The organism is Uniformispora flossi, from assembly GCF_049534875.1.
Lineage (GTDB): Bacteria > Actinomycetota > Actinomycetes > Streptomycetales > Streptomycetaceae > Yinghuangia > Yinghuangia aomiensis.
In genome coordinates this window covers 695,566-713,474 of record NZ_JBMULZ010000001.1, presented here as the reverse complement: position 1 = coordinate 713,474, position 17,909 = coordinate 695,566, and the positions used below count along the sequence as shown (strand labels likewise).

Sequence of the window (17,909 nt, the reverse complement as noted above, 5' to 3'; positions counted from 1 at the left end):
CTAGAATCCGGCGGGGGTGAGAGCCATCGTGGCAACGGCCAAGATGCCCAATCCGTACGACCACCGGCATCCCGTACGCCGGCCGGGGATGTTCGCCGGCCGGGCGCTCGAGCTGGCGGCCATCGCGGCCGAGCTCGACCAGATGGGCCCTGAGCAGCCAGCCGGGTACATCGCGATCCACCGGCGCCGCGCGGCGGGCAAGACAAGCCTGCTGAACAGGACCGAGGCCATGGCGCGCGAGCGCGGAATGCTGCCGGTGCGCGTGGATCTGGTCCCCGGTGATGCGACAGCTCCGGCCTTTGTCCGCAAGCTATACGAGGAGATCACCGTTGCGGTCGCCGCCGATGGGGCGGGCATCTCCGAGGAAACCGCTGTCGAGGTACGCCGTGTCCTCGCTGGCAAGACACCGGCGGCGGACTTCGCACTTCAGTTCCCGGAGGCGTGTGCGCTGCGCGGCGGCGACGGGAGCATCCCCGAGGTTGCGCTGCGCCACGATCTGCAGCTGTTCGTGAGGAAGTCGGGCCGACCTCTCGTCATCCTCGTCGACGAAGCCCAACTGATCGCGGGGGATGGGGGCATCCTGTCCCTCCTCAGGACGCTGGGCAATCGTCTCAACGGAGCCCTGTTCGTCTTGGCGGGGACAGCCGATCTGATACGCCGGATCACTGAAGTGTTCTCCCCTCTGCTGCGGCAGTTCGTGGAAATCGAGTTGACCCGCTTCGTCGAATACGAAGACGTGGCCGACTGCATGTTGCGGCCGCTGCTCGAAGTGGGTCTCGGACAGGGGGCATTCGCCGACTTCCACGCCACGGTCATGGACGTGCAGCGACTCACGGACGGCAACCCCTACGAGATCCAGCTGTACTGCCACGAGATGTTCGCCCGACAACAGGCGGGATCCGACCCGGCCATGAGCCTCTCGCTGCCCATGTTCGAGAGCGTGCTGTCCAGGCTGGAGGCTGGACGGGACGTTCTCGAGCGCCCCCTGATCCAGGCGGTGCGGTCCATGTCGGACGACGAGCTGCTGTCCTTCAACATCCTCTGCTCGGCCCTGGGCCACGCCACCGCCGAAGAGGTGTGGCTGGCGTACCGCGTCATCGGAAACTCCGACATCACCTGGGAGTTCCTGGCCGCGCACCGCGACCGGCTGGTCGCCGACGGCGTCCTCCGAGACCAGAGCGTCATCCAACTTGTCGAGGGCGCGGAACTCTTCGACGAGACGTATATTCGCCTCTGGATCGTCAACAAGGTCACGCAGAAGCACCGGCAGATCATGGGCCGGCGGAACTTCGAGGAGTTGTTGAGCCGCAGGCTCACGTGCCTTCTTTCGGAGCTGGTCGAGATGCCCGGCGGCATCTTGAAGACGTGCTGCCTGGGCATGGATTCGAGCCACCTCAATGCGGCACTCGACGCCTTCGACCTCATGTGCGTTGACTCCGGCGGGGCGATGCCGTTCGCGGTCGACTTTGTGCATGCGGCGCTTTTGGATTCGGGGATGCCGGGCGCGCTGGACCTCTCCGCGGTCACCTGCACGTTCGGGGACGCCTCGGCAGTGCGCTGGGCGTACTCCGCCGACAGCGCCGACGTCGATCTGTCCGCGCACGCGGTATTCGCCGCGGCGGCTGCGCGGGTGGCCGAGCTCGGCGGTGCCCTGACCGTGGAGCGGACGCGGCAACCAGTCAAGCCCTGGGACCGGATGACGGCCTGGCTGCGGTCGTCGGAGCCGCCGCTGCGCGACAGATTTGCCGACAACCACTTGAGCGCGTCGATGGCCGGTTACGGTGCCGGGAAGACCGACGCCGCCCGAGAACATCTGTCGTTCGGTTTCGAGCTGCGACCGACCTGGGCCGTGGCGAACAACAGCGCCTATCTGTGCTTGGCAGAGGGGGATTTCGACGGCGTCGCCACCTGGGCGGATCGGGCCCTTGGTCTCGCCACGTCGGCCAGGCAGCGTGCCTTGACGCAGTACAACGCGGCGGTGGCCGCGCTGAAGTCCGGCGACGCGGACTTGGCCCGGGAGCGGTTCCGAGCGACCCGGGCGGAATGTGAGCATGCCGGCGCAAGCGAGTCCGTGGCGGAGTTCCTGTATGTGCCGCGGATCCGCGACGGCGAGTTGGTGGTCGTGGAGGAGAAGGGCATCCAGCTCGGCGAGGCGACCGAGTCGGCCTGCCTGCTCCTGGGGGTGGACACGTCCCCGGACACCGGGGAAGTCGATGCGGCGGCGTTGCAGGCTGTCGTTCCAGGCGAGCCGAAGGCGCCGGTCGTGCTGGCCGTGGCCACGGAGTGGAGTTCCGCGTTCGGTGGGCTCAGCACGCTGAACCGGAACCTCTGCCAGGCGTTCGCCGGCGCCGGGGCGGTCGTCTACTGCGTCGTGCTCACGGCGACCGAGCAGGAGATGGCCGAAGCACGCGGCGCCGGCGTCGAGCTGCTTGCGTCGGCACGGATTCCGGGTGCCGAGCCGAGTACCCAGTTGACGCGTAGGCCGCGGATGCCGGACGGCGTCGTGCCGGATCTCGTCGTCGGCCACAGCCGGATCACCGGGCCGGCTGCCCACGCCTTGGTCGGCGACTTCTTCCCAGACGCCAAGCGGCTGCACTTCGTACACATGGCGCCCGACGAGATCGAATGGCACAAGACCGACCGCCTGGACGAGGCGGCGCAGCGAGCCGAGGAGCGGACCGACGTCGAGCGCAGCCTCGGGGAGACCGCGCACCGCGTGGTGGCGGTAGGCCCCTGACTGCACAGCCGCTTCCTGAACGAACTGCAGGATGTCCTTGTCCCGCCGTTGCGGCTGGATCCCGGTTTCGACACGGGCGACTGCGTGCCCCGAACTCCGCCGGAGGGCCTGCCGCTCAAGGTGCTGCTGGTCGGTCGGACGGAGGATGCCCGGATCAAGGGCGTCGACCTGGCGGCCCGTGCCTGCGCGACGGTCGCCTCGTGGCGTCGGCGTGCCGGGCTCGACCGGATCAGCCTGTTCGTCCGCGGCGCACCTGTGGACGGGGCGGACGAACAGCGCGCCCAGATCGCGGAGTGGGCCGACAATCCGGACCTGGAAGTGATCGTCCGGACCTATGCCACGCAGCAGGATCGGCTCACGGCGGATATCCGCAGGGCGAGCCTGGTCGTCATGCCGTCGCGTTCCGAGGGGTTCGGCTTGGTCGGCCTCGAAGCGATCACCCATGGGGTGCCGACGCTGGTCAGCGCGTCCAGCGGCCTGGCGGAACTCCTGACCGAGGTCCTGGACCGGGAGGTGGTCGGCCGCGTGGTGGTCCCGATGTCGGGCTACGACGAAGAGGACGCGGAGTCGTGGGCCCGGGCGATCGACGCGACTCTCCGGGATCGGACCGCAGCGTTCCGACGCGCCGCGGAACTCCGTGCGGTCCTGGCCGAACGTGTCACCTGGAAGGCCGCCGCGGAACTCCTGCTGGAAGAAGCTCGGGAGACCGCCGGCCACTGACCCGGCGCGCGCCGCTGTGCTGCGGAGCAGTGATTGGTACGAGTCGAAAGCCGAGAGACGAGTGAGTCGGCACCCACGGAGAACTGGTTCGCGCGTCGGGCTCGCACTTGATGCGATGTTGGCGCCGCCACCCCGATGAGCTGCGGGAGCGGGCGGTCCGCGAGGTCCGCACCTCCGGGCGGCCCGTCGCGCACGTTGTCCGGAACTGAGCGTCCACAAGGAAGCCCTCCGGGGCTGGGTCCGCCAGGCCGAGGCCGACGCCGGGGAACGCGCCGACCGGCTGACCACCGAGGGGGAAATAAGGCAAATACGCAGGGAAAGCGGAGTTGGGACGGGCGCAAGAGATCCTGAAAGCCGCCTCGGTGGTTTTGGCCAGGAGATCGACCGTCCCCGGGTCTCGGGGGTCGATCCCGTATGCCGGGTGCTGGACCTCTCGCCGTCGACGTACTTCGCGCGCAAGAAGCGCCCCAAATCCGCCCGCCGGCTGCGCGACGAGCAGCTGATGCGGTTGATCGAGGCCGAGTACGCCGATTCCGGGAGCACCTACGGGGCCGAGCGGATCACCCGCGCCCTGCGGCGCAAGGGCGCGGTAGTCGCCCGCTGCACGGTCGACCGGCGGTTCATCGGCGACGGCCCCGACCGGCTGTGGGTCGCGGACCTGACGTATGTGCGCACGTGGTCCGGCTGGGTGTACGCCGCGTTCGTCCTGGACGTGTACTCGCGATGATCGTCGGCTGGCAGGTCGCCGAGCACCTGTGGGCCGAACTCCCGCTCGAAGCAATGGAGATGGTGCTGTGGCGAGGCCGGATCAAGAAGGACTGGTCGCGACTCTCCTCGGGATGCAGTCGACGGTCGGTTGATCGACGAGTTGGTGGCGTGGGCCCCTGCCCAGGGTCTGGAACTGGTGGGTTGGCAGAGAGCGGCCCTTCCGATCGGCACGGGACCTTGCAGCCGCTTCCGGGGTTTTGCGCGAGCCAGGCGTGGGTGCCGTGCCGGCCGACGTCGGTGAGCGCTCGTCCGTGCGTCGTGGAAGTCAGGAACGCTGCGGTGCCGGTGCCTGGCCCGGCTGGTCGGCACGGGATCATCCCACTGCGCCGCCATGCCGCACACCGGGCACGTCCGGGGCCGCAGCGCCCACGCGGCACCGCGCGTAACGCCGGAGTGGCGGCCGAGCGGGCCTCGCTGCTCGTCGAGCGGCGGCTGATCCGCCGAACCGCGCTTGCGCGGTGTAAACGCGGGTGGACACCAGGTAACGACGCGTTGCCGACACCGCAGCCGAGGTCCTGCTGCTGCACCTCACCCGCATCGCGGCCGGACCGGCCGACCGCACCCCACACGAACCCGCGGAGGCCTGATGTCCATCACCGTCCAGGCCCCGCGTCTGCCCGCGGCCGGTTCGGGGGATTTCGCGGCGACTCTTGTCAGCCCGCAAACTGCATGCAAAAGTGTAGGCACTTACTAGGAGGTGGTCGATGACCTCGGACCTTCGCGCCGTCGGCTCCAGGACGGACGTATACGCAGAGGTTCTGGACTGGGTGCACACCGAGGCCGAGCTTCTGGACGACTACCGCGAGCGGGAGTGGCTGGAGCACATGGTCAGCCGCGACGTGACCTACGAGATTCCACTGCGCCAGACCGTCGAGCGTGCGCGGGGCAAAGGCTTCTCGACCGACGCCTTCCATCTGCGCGAGACCTACGGCTCGCTGGACAGCCGGGTGGCCCGCAACGAGACCAAGTACGCCTGGGCCGAGGACCCCCCGTCGCGCATCCGCCATTTCGTGACCAACCTGCGGGTGCGCGAGGACGAGACGTCCGGTGAACTGCACGTGCGCACGAACCAGCTCGTGTACCGGACCCGCCAGGACCAGGCCGACCCGCAGCTTCTCGCATACGAACGCGCGGACGTGCTGCGCCGCGAGGACGGGCGGCTGATGCTTCTCCGCCGCGACGTCCTGCTGGACCTGACCGTCGTCAAGACGCACAACCTGGCGATCTTCTTCTGATCCGCCGCCGGATGCCCGATGTCCACCGCCCGATGTCCGGGCTCTTCGCACGAACCGCTTCACCGTCCGCCGAGGAGGACCAATGACGAGTCGCACCACTGGCCCAGGGACCGCCCCGGGTCCGGTCGGCGGCCCCGACGCCGACCGGCTCGTCGGCGAACTCGCCGACGGGCTCGGGCGGGGCGAGGTCCCCGCCGCGATCTTCGGCAACGAGGACGTCTACAAGCGCGAGTTGCGCAGCATCTTCGGCCGCTGCTGGGTCTTCATGGCCCACGAGTCCGAGATTCCCGCAGTCGGCGACTATGTGCTCCGCAAGATCGGCGAGGACTCCTTCATCGTGGTGCGCGACGACGAAGGCAGCGTGAACGTCCTTTTCGACGCCTGCCGGCACCGCGGCGTCCAAGTGTGCCGTGCCGATTCCGGCAACACCTCGCACTTCCGCTGCCCCTACCACGGGTGGACCTACAACACGAAGGGCAACCTGGTCGGGGCACCACTGTGGCGCAACGCCTTCGGCGGGATGAACAAGGCCGACAACGGCCTGGCCACCGCCGCCAAGGTCGGCGTCCACCAGGGCCTGATCTTCGCCACGCTCGACTCGGACGCACCGCCGCTGCTCGACTACCTCGGCGGCATGGCCTGGTACCTCGACCTCATCTTCGGCCTCAACGAGCACGGCATGCAGGTGCTCGGTCCGCCGCAGCGGTTCGTCATCGACGCCAACTGGAAGTCCGGGGCCGACAACTTCTCCGGCGACGACTACCACCTCGGCACCCTGCACCGCTCGGTATGGGAGATCGGCGCGTTCCCCGTGCCGTTCCGCGAGAACATGATGGGCTACCACATCCAGGCGTCCCCGGGACACTCGCTGTCCTTCTCGATGGCCGCGGACGAGCAGGAACCGGGCCCGAAGTTCTTCGGATTCCCCGAGGAACTGGTCGCCACCTTCAACACCTCCAACATCACCGCCGAGCAACTCGATGTCGCCCGCCGGTCACGGGTGTTCGTCGGCAACGTCTTCCCGAACTTCTCGGTGCTCGCGCTGCCCATGACCGAAGACGGCGCCAACCACGCGCCCACCGGCATCCTCACCATCCGCACCTGGCAGCCGCACGGCGCCGGGCAGGTCGAGGTGTGGAACTGGTTCTGCGCGTACAAGAACCTCAGCCCCGAGCAGAAGGACCGCGCCTACCGTGCGGGCCTCGGCACCTTCTCCATGGGCGGCGCGTTCGAGATGGACGACACCGAGCCGTGGATCACCGTCGGCCGCACCGGCCGGTCCACCGCGGCCGAGATCCTCGACTTCAAGCTCAACTACCGGATGGGGCAACCGGGGGTCGGCATCGCCGAACCGGTCCGCGAATGGCCCGGTCCCGGCCGCGTCTACTGGACCCGCTACGAAGAGGGCGTCCAGCGCAACCTGTTCGAGTTCTACGCGAAGATGATGGGTGCCGAGCCCGGCGAATGGCCCGCGCTCACCTTCCCCGAGGACACTCCGGAGACCGCATCCGACGACGCGGCCGTGCCGGGCGGCGGGGCCGAGGCATGACCGGGCGTCTCGAAGGCCAGACCGCGCTGATCGTCGGCGCGGCGGGCGGCCTCGGCGCCGCCGTGACCCGCCGCTATCTCGCCGAGGGCTGCGCCGTCGTCGCGGCCGACCGCGACCCGGAACGCGTCGCGGCCCTCGCCGCGTCGGCGGGCGATCACCCGCGTCTGCGGGCGGTCACCGCCGACGCGGCCACGTGGGAGGGCAGCCGGGAGTTGGCCGCCGAGGTCCGCGACACGTTCGGAGGACCCGACGTGTTCGTCTCCTGCGTGGGCGTCTACGACCACGGCGCGCGCCTGGCCGACATCGACGGGGCGGAACTCGGCGCCGCCTTGGACGAGTGCTACCGGGCCAACGTCGGGTCCGTCCTGCTCAACCTCCGCGCCGTCCTGGAGCCTCTTGCCGCCCGGCGCGGGCGTGTGGTGCTCACCGCGTCGTATGCCTCCTACCGTGCGGGCGGCGGCGGGGTCCTCTACACCTCGGCCAAACACGCCGTTCGCGGCCTAGTCACCCAGCTCGCCTACGAACTCGCGCCCGCGGTCCGGGTCAACGCGGTCGCGCCCGGGGTGCTCCCGACCGTGATGAGCGGCCTCGGCGCGCTCGGCCAGCAAGCCCGGGACGCGGTCCTGCCCGGCACCGAGGACGCCCTCCCGCTGCACCGGGTGCCGACACCCGACGACATGGCCGGCCTGTACGTCATGCTCGCCGACCCGGCGGACACCGTCGCGGTCACCGGCACCACCATCGTGGCCGACTCCGGGCTGCTCTCGCGCGGTCTCGGCACCCCCGCCGGCGGGGACGACCTGTGGGCCGCCACCGAAGGCGGGGACCAGTGAACACCAGGACGTCCGCGCAGGTGATGCACGCGTACCGGGCCCGGGGCATCGGCGGACGGCTGGCACCGGTCCGACGGCCGGCCGTCCTGGTGGTCGACCTCGTCGACGGGTTCACCGACCCCGCGTACCCGCCGGGCAGCGACCTCGACGCCGTCGTCGAGGCGACCCACATCCTGCTCGACGCGGCCCGCGGCACCGGCGTGCCGGTCGTCTTCACCACGATCGCCTTTGCCGAAGACGGTGCGGAAGGCGCGGCCTGGCTGCGCAAGATGCCCGCGCTGCGGGTGATGACCGAGGGCAGCCAGGCCGTCTCGGTGGACGCCCGGCTCGGCCGGCGCGCCGGCGAACCCCTCGTCGTCAAGCGCGCGGCATCCGCGTTCGCCAACACCGGGCTCGCGTCGCTCCTCGTCTCCCTCGCGGCGGACGGCGTGATCATCACCGGCGCCACCACGTCCGGCTGCGTCCGGGCCACCGCGGTCGACGCGTGCACGGCGGGCTACCCCGCGTTCGTCGTCCGCGACTGCGTCGGCGACCGCGCCCCCGAACCGCACGAGGCCAACCTGCTCGACATGGACGCCAAATACGCCGACGTCGTCACCCTCGACGCGGCGCTGCGGATGCTCGCGGAGGTGAGCACACCATGACTGCCACCCTCTCCACGCCCCTGGCCGAAGACGCGCGCGCGTTGCCCGCCCGGGCGGCCGCACACCCCGGGATCGAACCGCGTCTCGCCGTTCCGGCAGCCGCCGACAGACGCTTGGACCTCGCTGCCGAGCGTGCCCTCGGCACCTACCGCAACCCGCTGGCGGACGGCATCGTCGGCGAGCTGGAACGCGCCGGACTGCGCGGCCGCGGCGGCGCCGCGTTCTCCGCGCACGTCAAATGGCGGACTGTCGCGGCCTCGACCGGGGCCACCGTCGCCGTTGCCAACGGGGAGGAGGGCGAGCCTGCGTCCGCCAAGGACCGGTGGCTCCTCACCCACCGGCCGCACCTGGTGCTCGACGGGCTGCTGCTCGCGGCCCGTACCGTCGGCGCCGCACGGGCGATCGTGTACCTGTCGCACGAGGAGACAGCCGCGGCGGTGCGGGACGCCATCGCGGAACTCGCCGCCGACGGCGACGCGGCCGCCGCGTCCCTGGAGGTCCACGAGGTCGCGTCGACGTACGTGGCCGGCGAGGAGAGCGCGCTCGTGCGGGCGATCAACGGCGGCCCCGCGCTGCCGACCGCCAAGCCGCCTCGCCCCTTCGAACGCGGCGTGGACGGACTGCCGACCCTGGTGTCGAACGTCGAGACGCTCGCCCACGCCGCGGTGATATCGCGGATCGGCGCAGAGGCCTTCCGCGCCTACGGCACCGCCGCCTCGCCCGGAACCGCGCTGGTGACCCTCTCCGGGGCGTGCGGAAGGCCCGGCGTCTACGAGGTGCCGCTCGGCCTGACCGTCGAGGAACTGTTCGAGCAGGTCGGCGGGGGACTCGTGGACGGCGTTCACGGATTTCTCGCCGGCGGCTGGTTCGGCGGCGTGCTGCGCCGCGACCGCGCCGGCACGGCCTGCTGCTACGACGCGCTCCGCGCGGCCGGCTCGGGCCTGGGTTGCGGCGCGTTCACCGCGCTCGGTCCGGACCGGCCGATCCTCGCCGCCGCCGCCGAGATCGGCGCCTGGTACGCCGCCGAATCCGCCGCTCAGTGCGGTGTGTGCCTGAACGGGACCCGGGCCATCGGCGAGACCTTCGCCCGGGTCCGTGACGGGCAGGGGCGCGCGGACGACCACGCCAAGCTCGTGCGCTGGGGGCAGAGCCTCCCGGGCCGGGGTGCGTGCGCGTTCCTCGACGGCGCCGCGACGCTGGCCCGTTCGGTGGCGGGGGAGTACCCGGAGGAGTTCCCCGGGGAGAGCCCGGCACCCGGGGACGCCGGGTCCGCCGGAAGCGCGCCTCCGATACCCGACCGGCCGGGCCCCTGACCGGAGGCCCCGCACCCGCCCCCACGCACCCGGACCCGGTCCGTACCCCGGATCCGCACCCGCACCATCCGCAGACGAAGGACACGTCATGAAAGCCACTGTCGACGCCACCAAGTGCAGCGCCTACGGAACCTGTGCCGAGCACTGCCCGTCGGTCTTCAGCCTGGACGAGTGGGGTTACGCCGCCGTCGCGGGCGATGGCACGGTCCCGGCCGACGCCGAGGAAGCGGCGCGCACCGCCGCCGCGGACTGCCCCGAAGGCGCGATATCGCTCCTCGAAGCGTAGGCCCGGTCCGAGCCGCCCCTCCGCCCCGCACGTTCGTCCGCAAGGAGCACCACTCATGGACCTCGAACTCCACGGCAGGATCGCCGCGGTGACCGCCGCCGGCCGAGGCATCGGCGCGGCCGTCGCACGGCGGTTCGCCGCCGAGGGCGCCACCGCCGTCGCCGCGTCCCGCAGCGCCGCCCCAGCCGAGGCGACGCCCGGCGTCCCGGGCGGTGTCGTGCCTGCCGTACTGGACCTCGCCGATCCCGCCGCCACAGCGGAGTTCGTGCCCGGTGTCGTCGCCGCCCACGGCCGCCTCGACATCCTGGTCGTGAACACGCCCGGGCCGCGCCTCGGCCCGTTTCTCGACACCACCGACGCCGACTGGGCCGCCGCCTACGACCTGCTCCTGCGCCCCGCAGTGCAGCTCGCCCGTGCGGGGGCCCGCCAGATGGCCGCGCAGGGCGGCGGCTGCATCGTCTTCCTCACCTCCACGTGGGTGCGGCAGCCCGCGCCCGGCGGGGTGCTGTCGTCCGCGTTCCGCTCGGCGATTTCCGCTCTGTCCAAGCAACTGGCCGCGGAAGTCGCGCCGCACGGCGTCCGGACCGTGCAGGTCATGCCCGGCGCCACCGGCACCGACCGGATGCGCGACATCGTGAACGCCAAGTCCGCGGCCAACGGCACCACCGCGGACGAGGAGATCGCCCGCGTCGTCGCGGACATCCCCCTCGGCCGCTGGGCCGAGGCCGACGAGATCGCCGACGCCGTCGCGTTCCTCGCCTCTCCCCGTTCGTCGTTCACCACGGGCTCGTCGTTCGCGATCGACGGCGGCGCCATCAGGTCCGCGCCCTGACCGGATCCGCCGCGACCCCCACCAGCCCGACCAGGAAGAAGTGATCCCCCATGTCCCGCACCCTGCGCGAACTCTTCGTCGAGCAACTCAAGCTCTGCGGGCTGCGGCCCGACGAGCAGGTCGCCGTCATCGCCGAACTCGGGCACAAGGCCGAATACGCCGAGGCCGTCGTGGCCGCAGCCCGCGACCTGGGTGCTTCCGCGCTGGTGCTGACCGCGTCCAGCCTGTCCAACCCGATGCTCCCGCCGTACGCCCCGGACGGCCGCGAAGTGCCCGCGCTGCTCGCCGCCGCCGCGGAATGCGACCTGGTCGTGGATGTCACCGTCGGCGGCCTCATCCACTCCGACGTGCGCACGCGCATCACCGGCAACGGCAAGCGCATGCTGTTCGTCGCCGAGCCAGCCGACGTCCTGGAACGCTTGATGGGTGACGGCGACCTGCGAGCCCGGGTCGAGGAAGGCGGCCGCCGCCTGAAGGCCGGACGCGAACTGCGCGTCACCAGCGCGGCCGGCACCGACCTCGCCGCCGACATCTCCGGCGACGACCTGCCCGTCACCCACCAGTGGGGCTACGTCGACGAGCCGGGACGCTGGGACCACTGGCCGAGCGGCTTCGTCGCCTGCTTCCCGCACGACCGCACCGCGCAAGGCCGCATCGTCCTGCAGCCGGGGGACGCGCTGATCCCCTGGCAGCGCTACGTCCGCGACGAGGTCGTCTTCGAGATCGACAAGGGCTTCATCACCGACGTGCACGGCAAGGGGGCCGACGCGGTCCTGCTGCGCGACTACTTCGAGGCCTGGAACGACCCCGAGGTGTGGGCGGTGTCGCACATGGGCTGGGGCCTGCTGCCCGCCGCCCGCTGGTCGGCCTTCGACGTGTACGACCCGCGCAGTCTCTACGGGCAGGAACTCCGTTCGACTGCCGGCAACTTCATGTGGTCCACGGGCCCGAACCGGTTCGCTGACCGGGAGACCCCCGCGCACCTCGACATCCCGATGAACGGCTGCACGGTCACAATCGACGGCGACGCGGTCACCCGCGACGGCCGGCTCGTGTGAAGGAGGTCCCATGGACAGCACAACGCTCGAAAACGCGATCCTCACCCTGGCCCGCGACCGGGACCTCCTGGCCCGCTTCCGCGCGGAACCGGCGTCGGAGGGCGCGGCCCTGGGCCTCGACCCGGAATGGGCCCGGGTCATCGCCGCCGGCGACCGCGACCGGTTGCGCTCGGCCGGGCTAAACGACGGCGTCACCATCCTGGTGAGCCGCTGGTTCTCCGACGATATTGGGGACTCGACGAGCCAAGGCCGGTTCCACGTCGACACCTCGTCGCCCCTGCCTGCCCCGGACGTGCCCGCCAACCTGGTGTTCGCGGGCGGCGCGTCGCACGTCCCCGACTTGCTCGCCCGCCCCGAGATCGACCCGCCCGAAGCGGTCGCCCGGCTCCTCGCCGGCTACGACCGGCTGAAGGCCGCCCTCGCCGCCGCCCGGCCGGACGTGCTGCTGGTCACCGCCGACTGCCACTTCCAGTCGTTCCGCACCGGCGCGTTCGTGGTCGGCACCGGCGACCGGCACCGCGGATCGATGGAGTTCTTCAACCGGCCCGACCTCGATCTCGACCTGGCCGGTGCGCCCGTGGTGGCCGCCGCCCTCGTCGACGCGGTGCGCGGTGCCGGGCTGGAGGTCGAGGAAAGCAGCGACGTGCAGCTCGACCACGGCCAGGTCGTCCCGCTGCGCCTGATGCTGCCGCGCCCCGACCTGCCGGTCGTGCCGATCACCACTCAGCCCGCCCGGTCGTTCTCGCCGTTCGGCGCCCGCGCTTTCGGGGCGGCACTGCGGAACGCCGTGGCGGAATCCGGGCTTCGCGTGGCCATGCTCGCCACGGGGGGCCTGTCGCATTGGCTCGACCCCGGCAAGTTCGGCCACGTGGACGTCGAATTCGACACCTACCTGCTGGAGATGCTCCAGGCGGGACGGGGCACGGACATCGCGGCGCTGGAACCCTACGCGCTGCTCGACCACGGGCAGTACGAGTTCCCCAACTGGCTCATCATGCTCGGCCTGGTCGGGCCTGGCGTCCGCGGCGAGGTCTTCGCCTATGAGCCGATGCAGGCATCCGGCGGCGGATGGGCCGTCGTGGAGATGCGCCTTCCGGAGGAGACGGCATGATCGGCGAAAACGCGGCGGACCGCGTTCTGAAGGTCGGACTCACCCAGTGGCACGCCACCCGCGACGTCGCCCGCAATACCGACCTGGCGTGCCGGGCGGTCGCGGAGACCGCGGCGGCCGGCGCCCGGCTGGTGCTGCTGCCGGAGAACGGCCTCATGCTCGGCACCAACGCCGAGATGCGCGAAGCCGCCTTCGCCGAGGACTCCCCGGAAATCCTCCGCCTGTCCGGCCTGGCGCGCGAGCACGGTGTGACCGTGGTCCTCGGCGGGATGAAGAACCGGACTCCGGACGGCGTGTTCAACTCCGCGCTGATCCTGGGACCGGACGGCACGGTCCGCGGCCGTTATGACAAGATCCACCTGTTCGACGCCCGGGTGGGCGGCACGTCTTTCGAGGCGTCGGGCGTGGAGCGGGCGGGTGCCGGACCGGTGCTGCTGGACGTGGACGGCGTACGCGTGGCGGTGACCATCTGCTATGACCTGCGCTTCCCGGAGCTGTACCGGGCGGCGGCCGCGGCGGGCGCCGAGGTGCTGCTGGTGCCGGCCGCGTTCACCCGGATCACCGGCGAGGCGCACTGGGAGGTGCTGCTGCGTGCCCGGGCCATCGAGAACGGCGCGTTCGTCGTCGCGTCCGCCACGGTGCACGGCGCGGACCCGAACGCCGACGCGTTCGCCACGTACGGGCACGCGCTCGCCGTGGGCCCATGGGGTGAGGTCCTCGCCGACCTCGGCGACGACCGGGCCGTGTGGCGGGTGGTCGACCTCGACATGACGGAGGTGGCCCGCGCCCGGACCACGCTCGCCGTCTTGCGGCAGCGCAGGCCCGACGCCTACGCCGCCGAGCCGCGCGTGGTCGCGGTGCGCTGAGCCGTTCCTGCGGGTATGTGCCGCGACCACCAGGGCTTTGCCCTCGCACCTTCGAGCCAGGAGATTCATCGTGACCGCTGACCACGGGACGTCGGGCGGCGCCGCACACCCGGCGCCGAGCGACCGCGGCATCGTCCGGACCGGCGAATGGTTCGGCATCGCCAACGAGTTCACCGGCGTCCGGCTGCGCAAGGTGTGGACGCCGCAGGGCGAGCGGCTGGAGATCGAGGTACCCCGCCAGGGCACGTCGATCCTGCTCGACGCGATGCAGCTGGAGATCGTTGCGGCGCAGAGCCCGGAGGCGTTCAGCGACCTGTTCGCGATCCGGATGGGTGCGGCGGACGACCTGGCGGAGGCCCCGCGCGGCGACAGGCCGGGCGACGAAGCAGGCGACCTGCCGGGTGGCAAGGCAGTCGACGAGGCGGGCGCGGAGGACGTGCGGAAGTCCGGTAACGAGGTAACCCCGGGGGAACAGCCATGGTGAACGTGCGGCCCGGCAACGTCGTCGACGACATCGCCCGCGAACTGCGCGAGCGGATCATAGAAGGGCTCTATGCACCCGGCGTGCGGCTGTCGCAGCAAGGCGTCGCGGACGAGCTGAACGTCTCGCGCACCCCGCTGCGCGAGGCTCTCAAGCAACTGGAGGCCGAGGGACTTGTGGTCGGCACTGCCAACCGCGGCTTCGAGGTCGCCCCGGCCCGCCACGACGACGTGGAGCAGTCGTACGCGGTGCGGCTCCTGGTCGAGCCGCCGCTGGTGGCCGCGCTCGTGGACCGCGTCGCCGAGGAGGACATCGCGGCGATGGCGGAGGCTCTCGCGGACATGGAGCGCGCGGGGCTTCGCATCCGCGACTTCCAGGAGGCGCATTTCCGGTTCCACGACGTGCTGCTGCGCCGTTACCCGCCGATGATCGCCCAGATGACCGCGCAGCAGCACTCGCGCATCTACCGCCACCAGCGGCTGTACCTGTCCCGTCCGGCGATTCCCGCCGACTTCGCCAACGTGGACCGGGCGTTCCTGGACGCGGTTCGCGATCGCGACGACGAGAAGGCCCGGCAACTGCTCGAACTGCACCTGATCGACGCCGTTTTGGGCATCGTCCTCGATGCGTCGCCCGATCACCGCTTCGATGCGCTGCTGACCACCCTGCGCGGTCTCGGCCTGGAGCTGACCCACGACCCGGACGGCCGGATCGTCCGCCCGGCCGACCTGAACTGGCGGCGCCCCAACGCAGTGGTTGTGGGCGACACCGCCACAAGCAACCTGTGCTACCGCGCCTCGCGCAGCGACCCTCGGTAAGGGGCGCGGCGTTCGCCGCCGGGTGCTGCGCGACTTGCCCGGCACCGCGTCCGTCATTGGCGGGCGGACCCACGGAACGGAGAACAAAACACCCATGTCCACCACTTCCAAGACCGATGCTTACCGCGTGGGACTGATCGTGCCCAGCTCCAACACCACGATGGAGACCGAGATACCGGCCATGCTCCGGGCCCGGGAAGCCGAGCGACCCGAGCGGTTCACCTTCCACTCGTCGCGTATGCGCATGAAGCACGTGACGCCCGAAGAACTCGCGTGTATGGACGCCGACTCCGACCGGTGCGCGGTCGAACTCGCCGACGCCGACGTGGACGTCATGGCGTACGCGTGCCTGGTCGCGATCATGGCGCAGGGCGCGGGCTACCACCGGGCCAGCGAGACCCGGCTGGCCGCCGCCGCGGCGGCCGAGAGCGGTCGCGACGCGGCGCCGGTGGTTTCCTCGGCCGGGGCGTTGGTCGAGGCTTTGGACCATCTCGGCGCCAAGCGGATCTCGGTCGTTGCGCCCTATATGAAGCCGCTCACCGGCCTGGTGTGCGACTACCTCGAAGGCGAAGGCCTCGACGTGCACGACGCGCTTAGTCTGGAGGTGCCCGACAACCTCGCGGTCGGCCGCCTCGATCCGGAAGGTCTGCTGGAGCACGCTCGCACCGTCGATACCAAAGGCGTCGACGCCCTGGTCCTCAGCGCGTGCGTCCAGATGCCCTCGCTGCCCGCACTCCAGCGCGTCCAAGACGCTTTCGATATCCCGGTCGTCACCGCGTCGGCAGCCACCGTGTGGCGTACCCTCCGCGCGCTCGACCTGGAGCCGTACGTGCCGGGTGCCGGCGCGCTGCTCGCCGGTTCCTGACCCGCGCGAGTGTGGGGGAGGGAAGACGCCGAGGGCTCACTGTACTGGGCGAGTGCATGCATTTTTGATGCACCTTGTTGTGGGTCACCCGCGCCCGCCGCGCGCCCGTTGGGGCGCGACGTCGGCAGGCCCGGAGATTCAGGTGAGGGGATCGATGCGAAGCTGATTCGGACACATAATTGCCCCACGAACTTCGGTTTCTGGGCAGCGTCGATCGGCACCCGTGCTTGGCCTTGGCCAAGGCGGATGTTCATCGTTTCCCGGGTCTGTCTCTCGCGGTTGCCTCCTTGCAGTTCGGTTTGGGCATCGGTCGCGCTCTGACCGGGTGTCCGACACCAGTCGAGCGCTGGCTGGCTTATCGGCCGATGGCGATCCTCTCCTTCTTGTCGGTGTCGGCGGTCACGGTGCGGTCGGCCTGGTCGTAGATCAAGCCGATGCCGTCGGCGCGGAGGCGGGCGAGTGCGCCCGCCGGGTCCGGTGCCGCGTCCTCTCCGGTGCGCATCAGATGGAGCGCAGGCAGGCGGGCGAGGACTCGGTCCTCACGCACGTACGCGTTCGGCGTCCGGCTCGGGTCCCGAGGCATGGCGCTGGAGTGTCCTTGGCGGCAGCGGTACGCCGCCCGGCCGTTCGACCAACAGGACTCCATACGCCGTCGGCAGTGCCCGCAGCGCAGCAAACGGGCGAGCAGGTAGGTGTGCTCAGGTGCGGTCTTGTCGGGGCGGATGTTCTGTGCGGCGACGAAGTCGGCTTCGCTGATCAGCGCGGGGTGGGCCTGCTTCGCGGAGATCACCCATTCGTCGGGGGTGTTGCGGCGTTGGATGTCGCGGTGGCCGAGGGTGGTGTTGTCCGGGTCGACGAGGTCGTGGTCGGTGCGTTGCCGGTTCCAGACCTGGCGGCCGGTGTAACGGGGGTTGCTCAGCACGGCGTGCACAGAGTTGAGTCTCCATGCCTCGGCGGTGCGGTGTGGGTTGCGTTCGGGGTCGGCGGCGGCCGGGCACGGGATCTTCATGTCGTTCAGCGCCCGGGTGATGCGGGCCATGCTGTGGCCGGCGAGGCGTTGCTGGAACATCCAGGTGACGATGGGGCCGTTCGTCGGGTCGATGTCCAGGCGTTGGCTGCGGGCTCCGCGGCGGGCCCAGGCGCGGTTCGGGTGCGGTCCCGCATCCACGAGACGGTAGCCGTAGGGCGGCCGGCCACCGAGGTAGCGTCCCTGGTCGCGCGCTTGCACGGTCATCGCGGTCCGTGCCCGCATCCGCGCACGGACGACCTCGCGTTTGCTGATGATGCCCAGCAGCGCCATCAACTCGTCGTGCGCGGTGATCTCCGGGTCGACTTCGCCGCCGAGTTCTGGCAGCCACACGGGGACGCCGTAGTGTGCGAACAGCGGCGCCATATTCGCGAACTGCTGCCCGTAGAAGGCCCGCTCGCTCGACCCGATGACGATCGCGTCGAAGCCGCGGTCCGGGTCGGCGAGGGCGGCGACCAGCGCGGCGGCGTCGGGTCGTCGTGTCCAGGGCAGGACGCGGGTGTGCCCGATGTCGAAGAACTCGGCGACGATCCGGCCGTGACCCGATGTCAGCGCCTGGGCGTTGAACAGCTGCCAGCCCTTCGACGTGCCGGATCCTGATGGTCCTCGGTCGACACTCGTCCGTAGAACCCGAAGCGCAGGCTTGTCTGCGGGGCGGGTCGGGCTGAGTCGTGTCCGTGTCGTGTCGCCCACGCTGTCAGCACGGTTCCGGTGCTGGGTGCTTCTTTCGCTTCAGCCATGGCGGTTCGGGTCTCCTGGGTCCCAT

At 70.9% G+C, this 17,909-nt stretch carries 15 protein-coding genes and 1 pseudogene; 15 read left to right on the top strand and 1 reads right to left on the bottom strand.

The window, feature by feature from the left end; all coding sequences use genetic code 11:
* Window positions 1-43: 43 nt before the first annotated feature.
* The 15 genes and pseudogenes from ACPA54_RS03175 to ACPA54_RS03105 all read left to right on the top strand — a co-directional run bounded on the left by ACPA54_RS03175 (window position 44) and on the right by ACPA54_RS03105 (window position 16,116).
* A pseudogene (locus ACPA54_RS03175) lies at window positions 44-3,457 on the top strand (glycosyltransferase).
* Window positions 3,458-3,878: 421 nt separating this feature from the next.
* The gene (locus ACPA54_RS03170; RefSeq protein ID WP_423526506.1) at window positions 3,879-4,184 is read left to right on the top strand and encodes an IS3 family transposase; all 306 of its coding nucleotides are present in this window, start codon (window positions 3,879-3,881) and stop codon (window positions 4,182-4,184) included.
* A gap of 745 nt (window positions 4,185-4,929) precedes the next feature.
* Window positions 4,930-5,460, top strand: coding sequence for an aromatic-ring-hydroxylating dioxygenase subunit beta (locus ACPA54_RS03165; protein ID WP_423526504.1), 531 nt, complete (start codon window positions 4,930-4,932; stop codon window positions 5,458-5,460).
* 82 nt (window positions 5,461-5,542) lie between these two features.
* The gene (locus ACPA54_RS03160; protein ID WP_423526502.1) at window positions 5,543-7,009 is read left to right on the top strand and encodes an aromatic ring-hydroxylating oxygenase subunit alpha; all 1,467 of its coding nucleotides are present in this window, start codon (window positions 5,543-5,545) and stop codon (window positions 7,007-7,009) included.
* Window positions 7,006-7,842 carry an SDR family oxidoreductase gene (locus tag ACPA54_RS03155; protein WP_423526500.1) on the top strand — a complete coding sequence of 279 codons (837 nt, stop codon included), beginning with the start codon at window positions 7,006-7,008 and terminating at the stop codon, window positions 7,840-7,842. The genes ACPA54_RS03160 and ACPA54_RS03155 overlap by 4 nt, the downstream gene beginning before the upstream one ends.
* Window positions 7,839-8,486 (top strand): isochorismatase family protein, encoded by a 648-nt coding sequence (locus ACPA54_RS03150; RefSeq protein WP_423526499.1) that lies wholly within the window; start codon window positions 7,839-7,841, stop codon window positions 8,484-8,486. The genes ACPA54_RS03155 and ACPA54_RS03150 overlap by 4 nt, the downstream gene beginning before the upstream one ends.
* The gene (locus tag ACPA54_RS03145; RefSeq protein ID WP_423526497.1) at window positions 8,483-9,799 is read left to right on the top strand and encodes an NADH-ubiquinone oxidoreductase-F iron-sulfur binding region domain-containing protein; all 1,317 of its coding nucleotides are present in this window, start codon (window positions 8,483-8,485) and stop codon (window positions 9,797-9,799) included. The genes ACPA54_RS03150 and ACPA54_RS03145 overlap by 4 nt, the downstream gene beginning before the upstream one ends.
* 88 nt (window positions 9,800-9,887) lie before the next feature.
* The gene (locus ACPA54_RS03140; RefSeq protein ID WP_423526495.1) at window positions 9,888-10,085 is read left to right on the top strand and encodes a ferredoxin; all 198 of its coding nucleotides are present in this window, start codon (window positions 9,888-9,890) and stop codon (window positions 10,083-10,085) included.
* A gap of 55 nt (window positions 10,086-10,140) precedes the next feature.
* Window positions 10,141-10,917 (top strand): SDR family oxidoreductase, encoded by a 777-nt coding sequence (locus ACPA54_RS03135; protein ID WP_423526494.1) that lies wholly within the window; start codon window positions 10,141-10,143, stop codon window positions 10,915-10,917.
* A gap of 50 nt (window positions 10,918-10,967) precedes the next feature.
* On the top strand, window positions 10,968-11,975 hold the full coding sequence (locus tag ACPA54_RS03130) for a 2,5-dihydroxypyridine 5,6-dioxygenase NicX family protein (protein ID WP_423526492.1): 1,008 nt from the start codon (window positions 10,968-10,970) through the stop codon (window positions 11,973-11,975).
* Window positions 11,976-11,985: 10 nt separating this feature from the next.
* A complete protein-coding gene (locus tag ACPA54_RS03125; protein WP_423526490.1) occupies window positions 11,986-13,086 on the top strand; it encodes a DODA-type extradiol aromatic ring-opening family dioxygenase in 1,101 nt (366 codons plus the stop codon).
* Window positions 13,083-13,952, top strand: a complete 870-nt coding sequence (locus ACPA54_RS03120) for a nitrilase-related carbon-nitrogen hydrolase (protein WP_423526488.1) — start codon at window positions 13,083-13,085, stop codon at window positions 13,950-13,952. Before ACPA54_RS03125 ends, ACPA54_RS03120 begins: the two co-directional genes overlap by 4 nt.
* A 70-nt stretch (window positions 13,953-14,022) precedes the next feature.
* Window positions 14,023-14,436 carry a hypothetical protein gene (locus ACPA54_RS03115; RefSeq protein ID WP_423526486.1) on the top strand — a complete coding sequence of 138 codons (414 nt, stop codon included), beginning with the start codon at window positions 14,023-14,025 and terminating at the stop codon, window positions 14,434-14,436.
* Complete coding sequence (locus ACPA54_RS03110; RefSeq protein WP_423526484.1) at window positions 14,430-15,251, top strand: GntR family transcriptional regulator; 822 nt, start codon at window positions 14,430-14,432, stop codon at window positions 15,249-15,251. The genes ACPA54_RS03115 and ACPA54_RS03110 overlap by 7 nt, the downstream gene beginning before the upstream one ends.
* Before the next feature lie 94 nt (window positions 15,252-15,345).
* Complete coding sequence (locus ACPA54_RS03105; protein ID WP_423526482.1) at window positions 15,346-16,116, top strand: maleate cis-trans isomerase family protein; 771 nt, start codon at window positions 15,346-15,348, stop codon at window positions 16,114-16,116.
* Window positions 16,117-16,471: 355 nt separating this feature from the next.
* On the opposite strand, the gene ACPA54_RS03100 is transcribed toward ACPA54_RS03105, so the two are convergent.
* Complete coding sequence (locus ACPA54_RS03100; protein ID WP_423526480.1) at window positions 16,472-17,836, bottom strand: recombinase family protein; 1,365 nt, start codon at window positions 17,834-17,836, stop codon at window positions 16,472-16,474.
* Window positions 17,837-17,909: the final 73 nt, after the last annotated feature.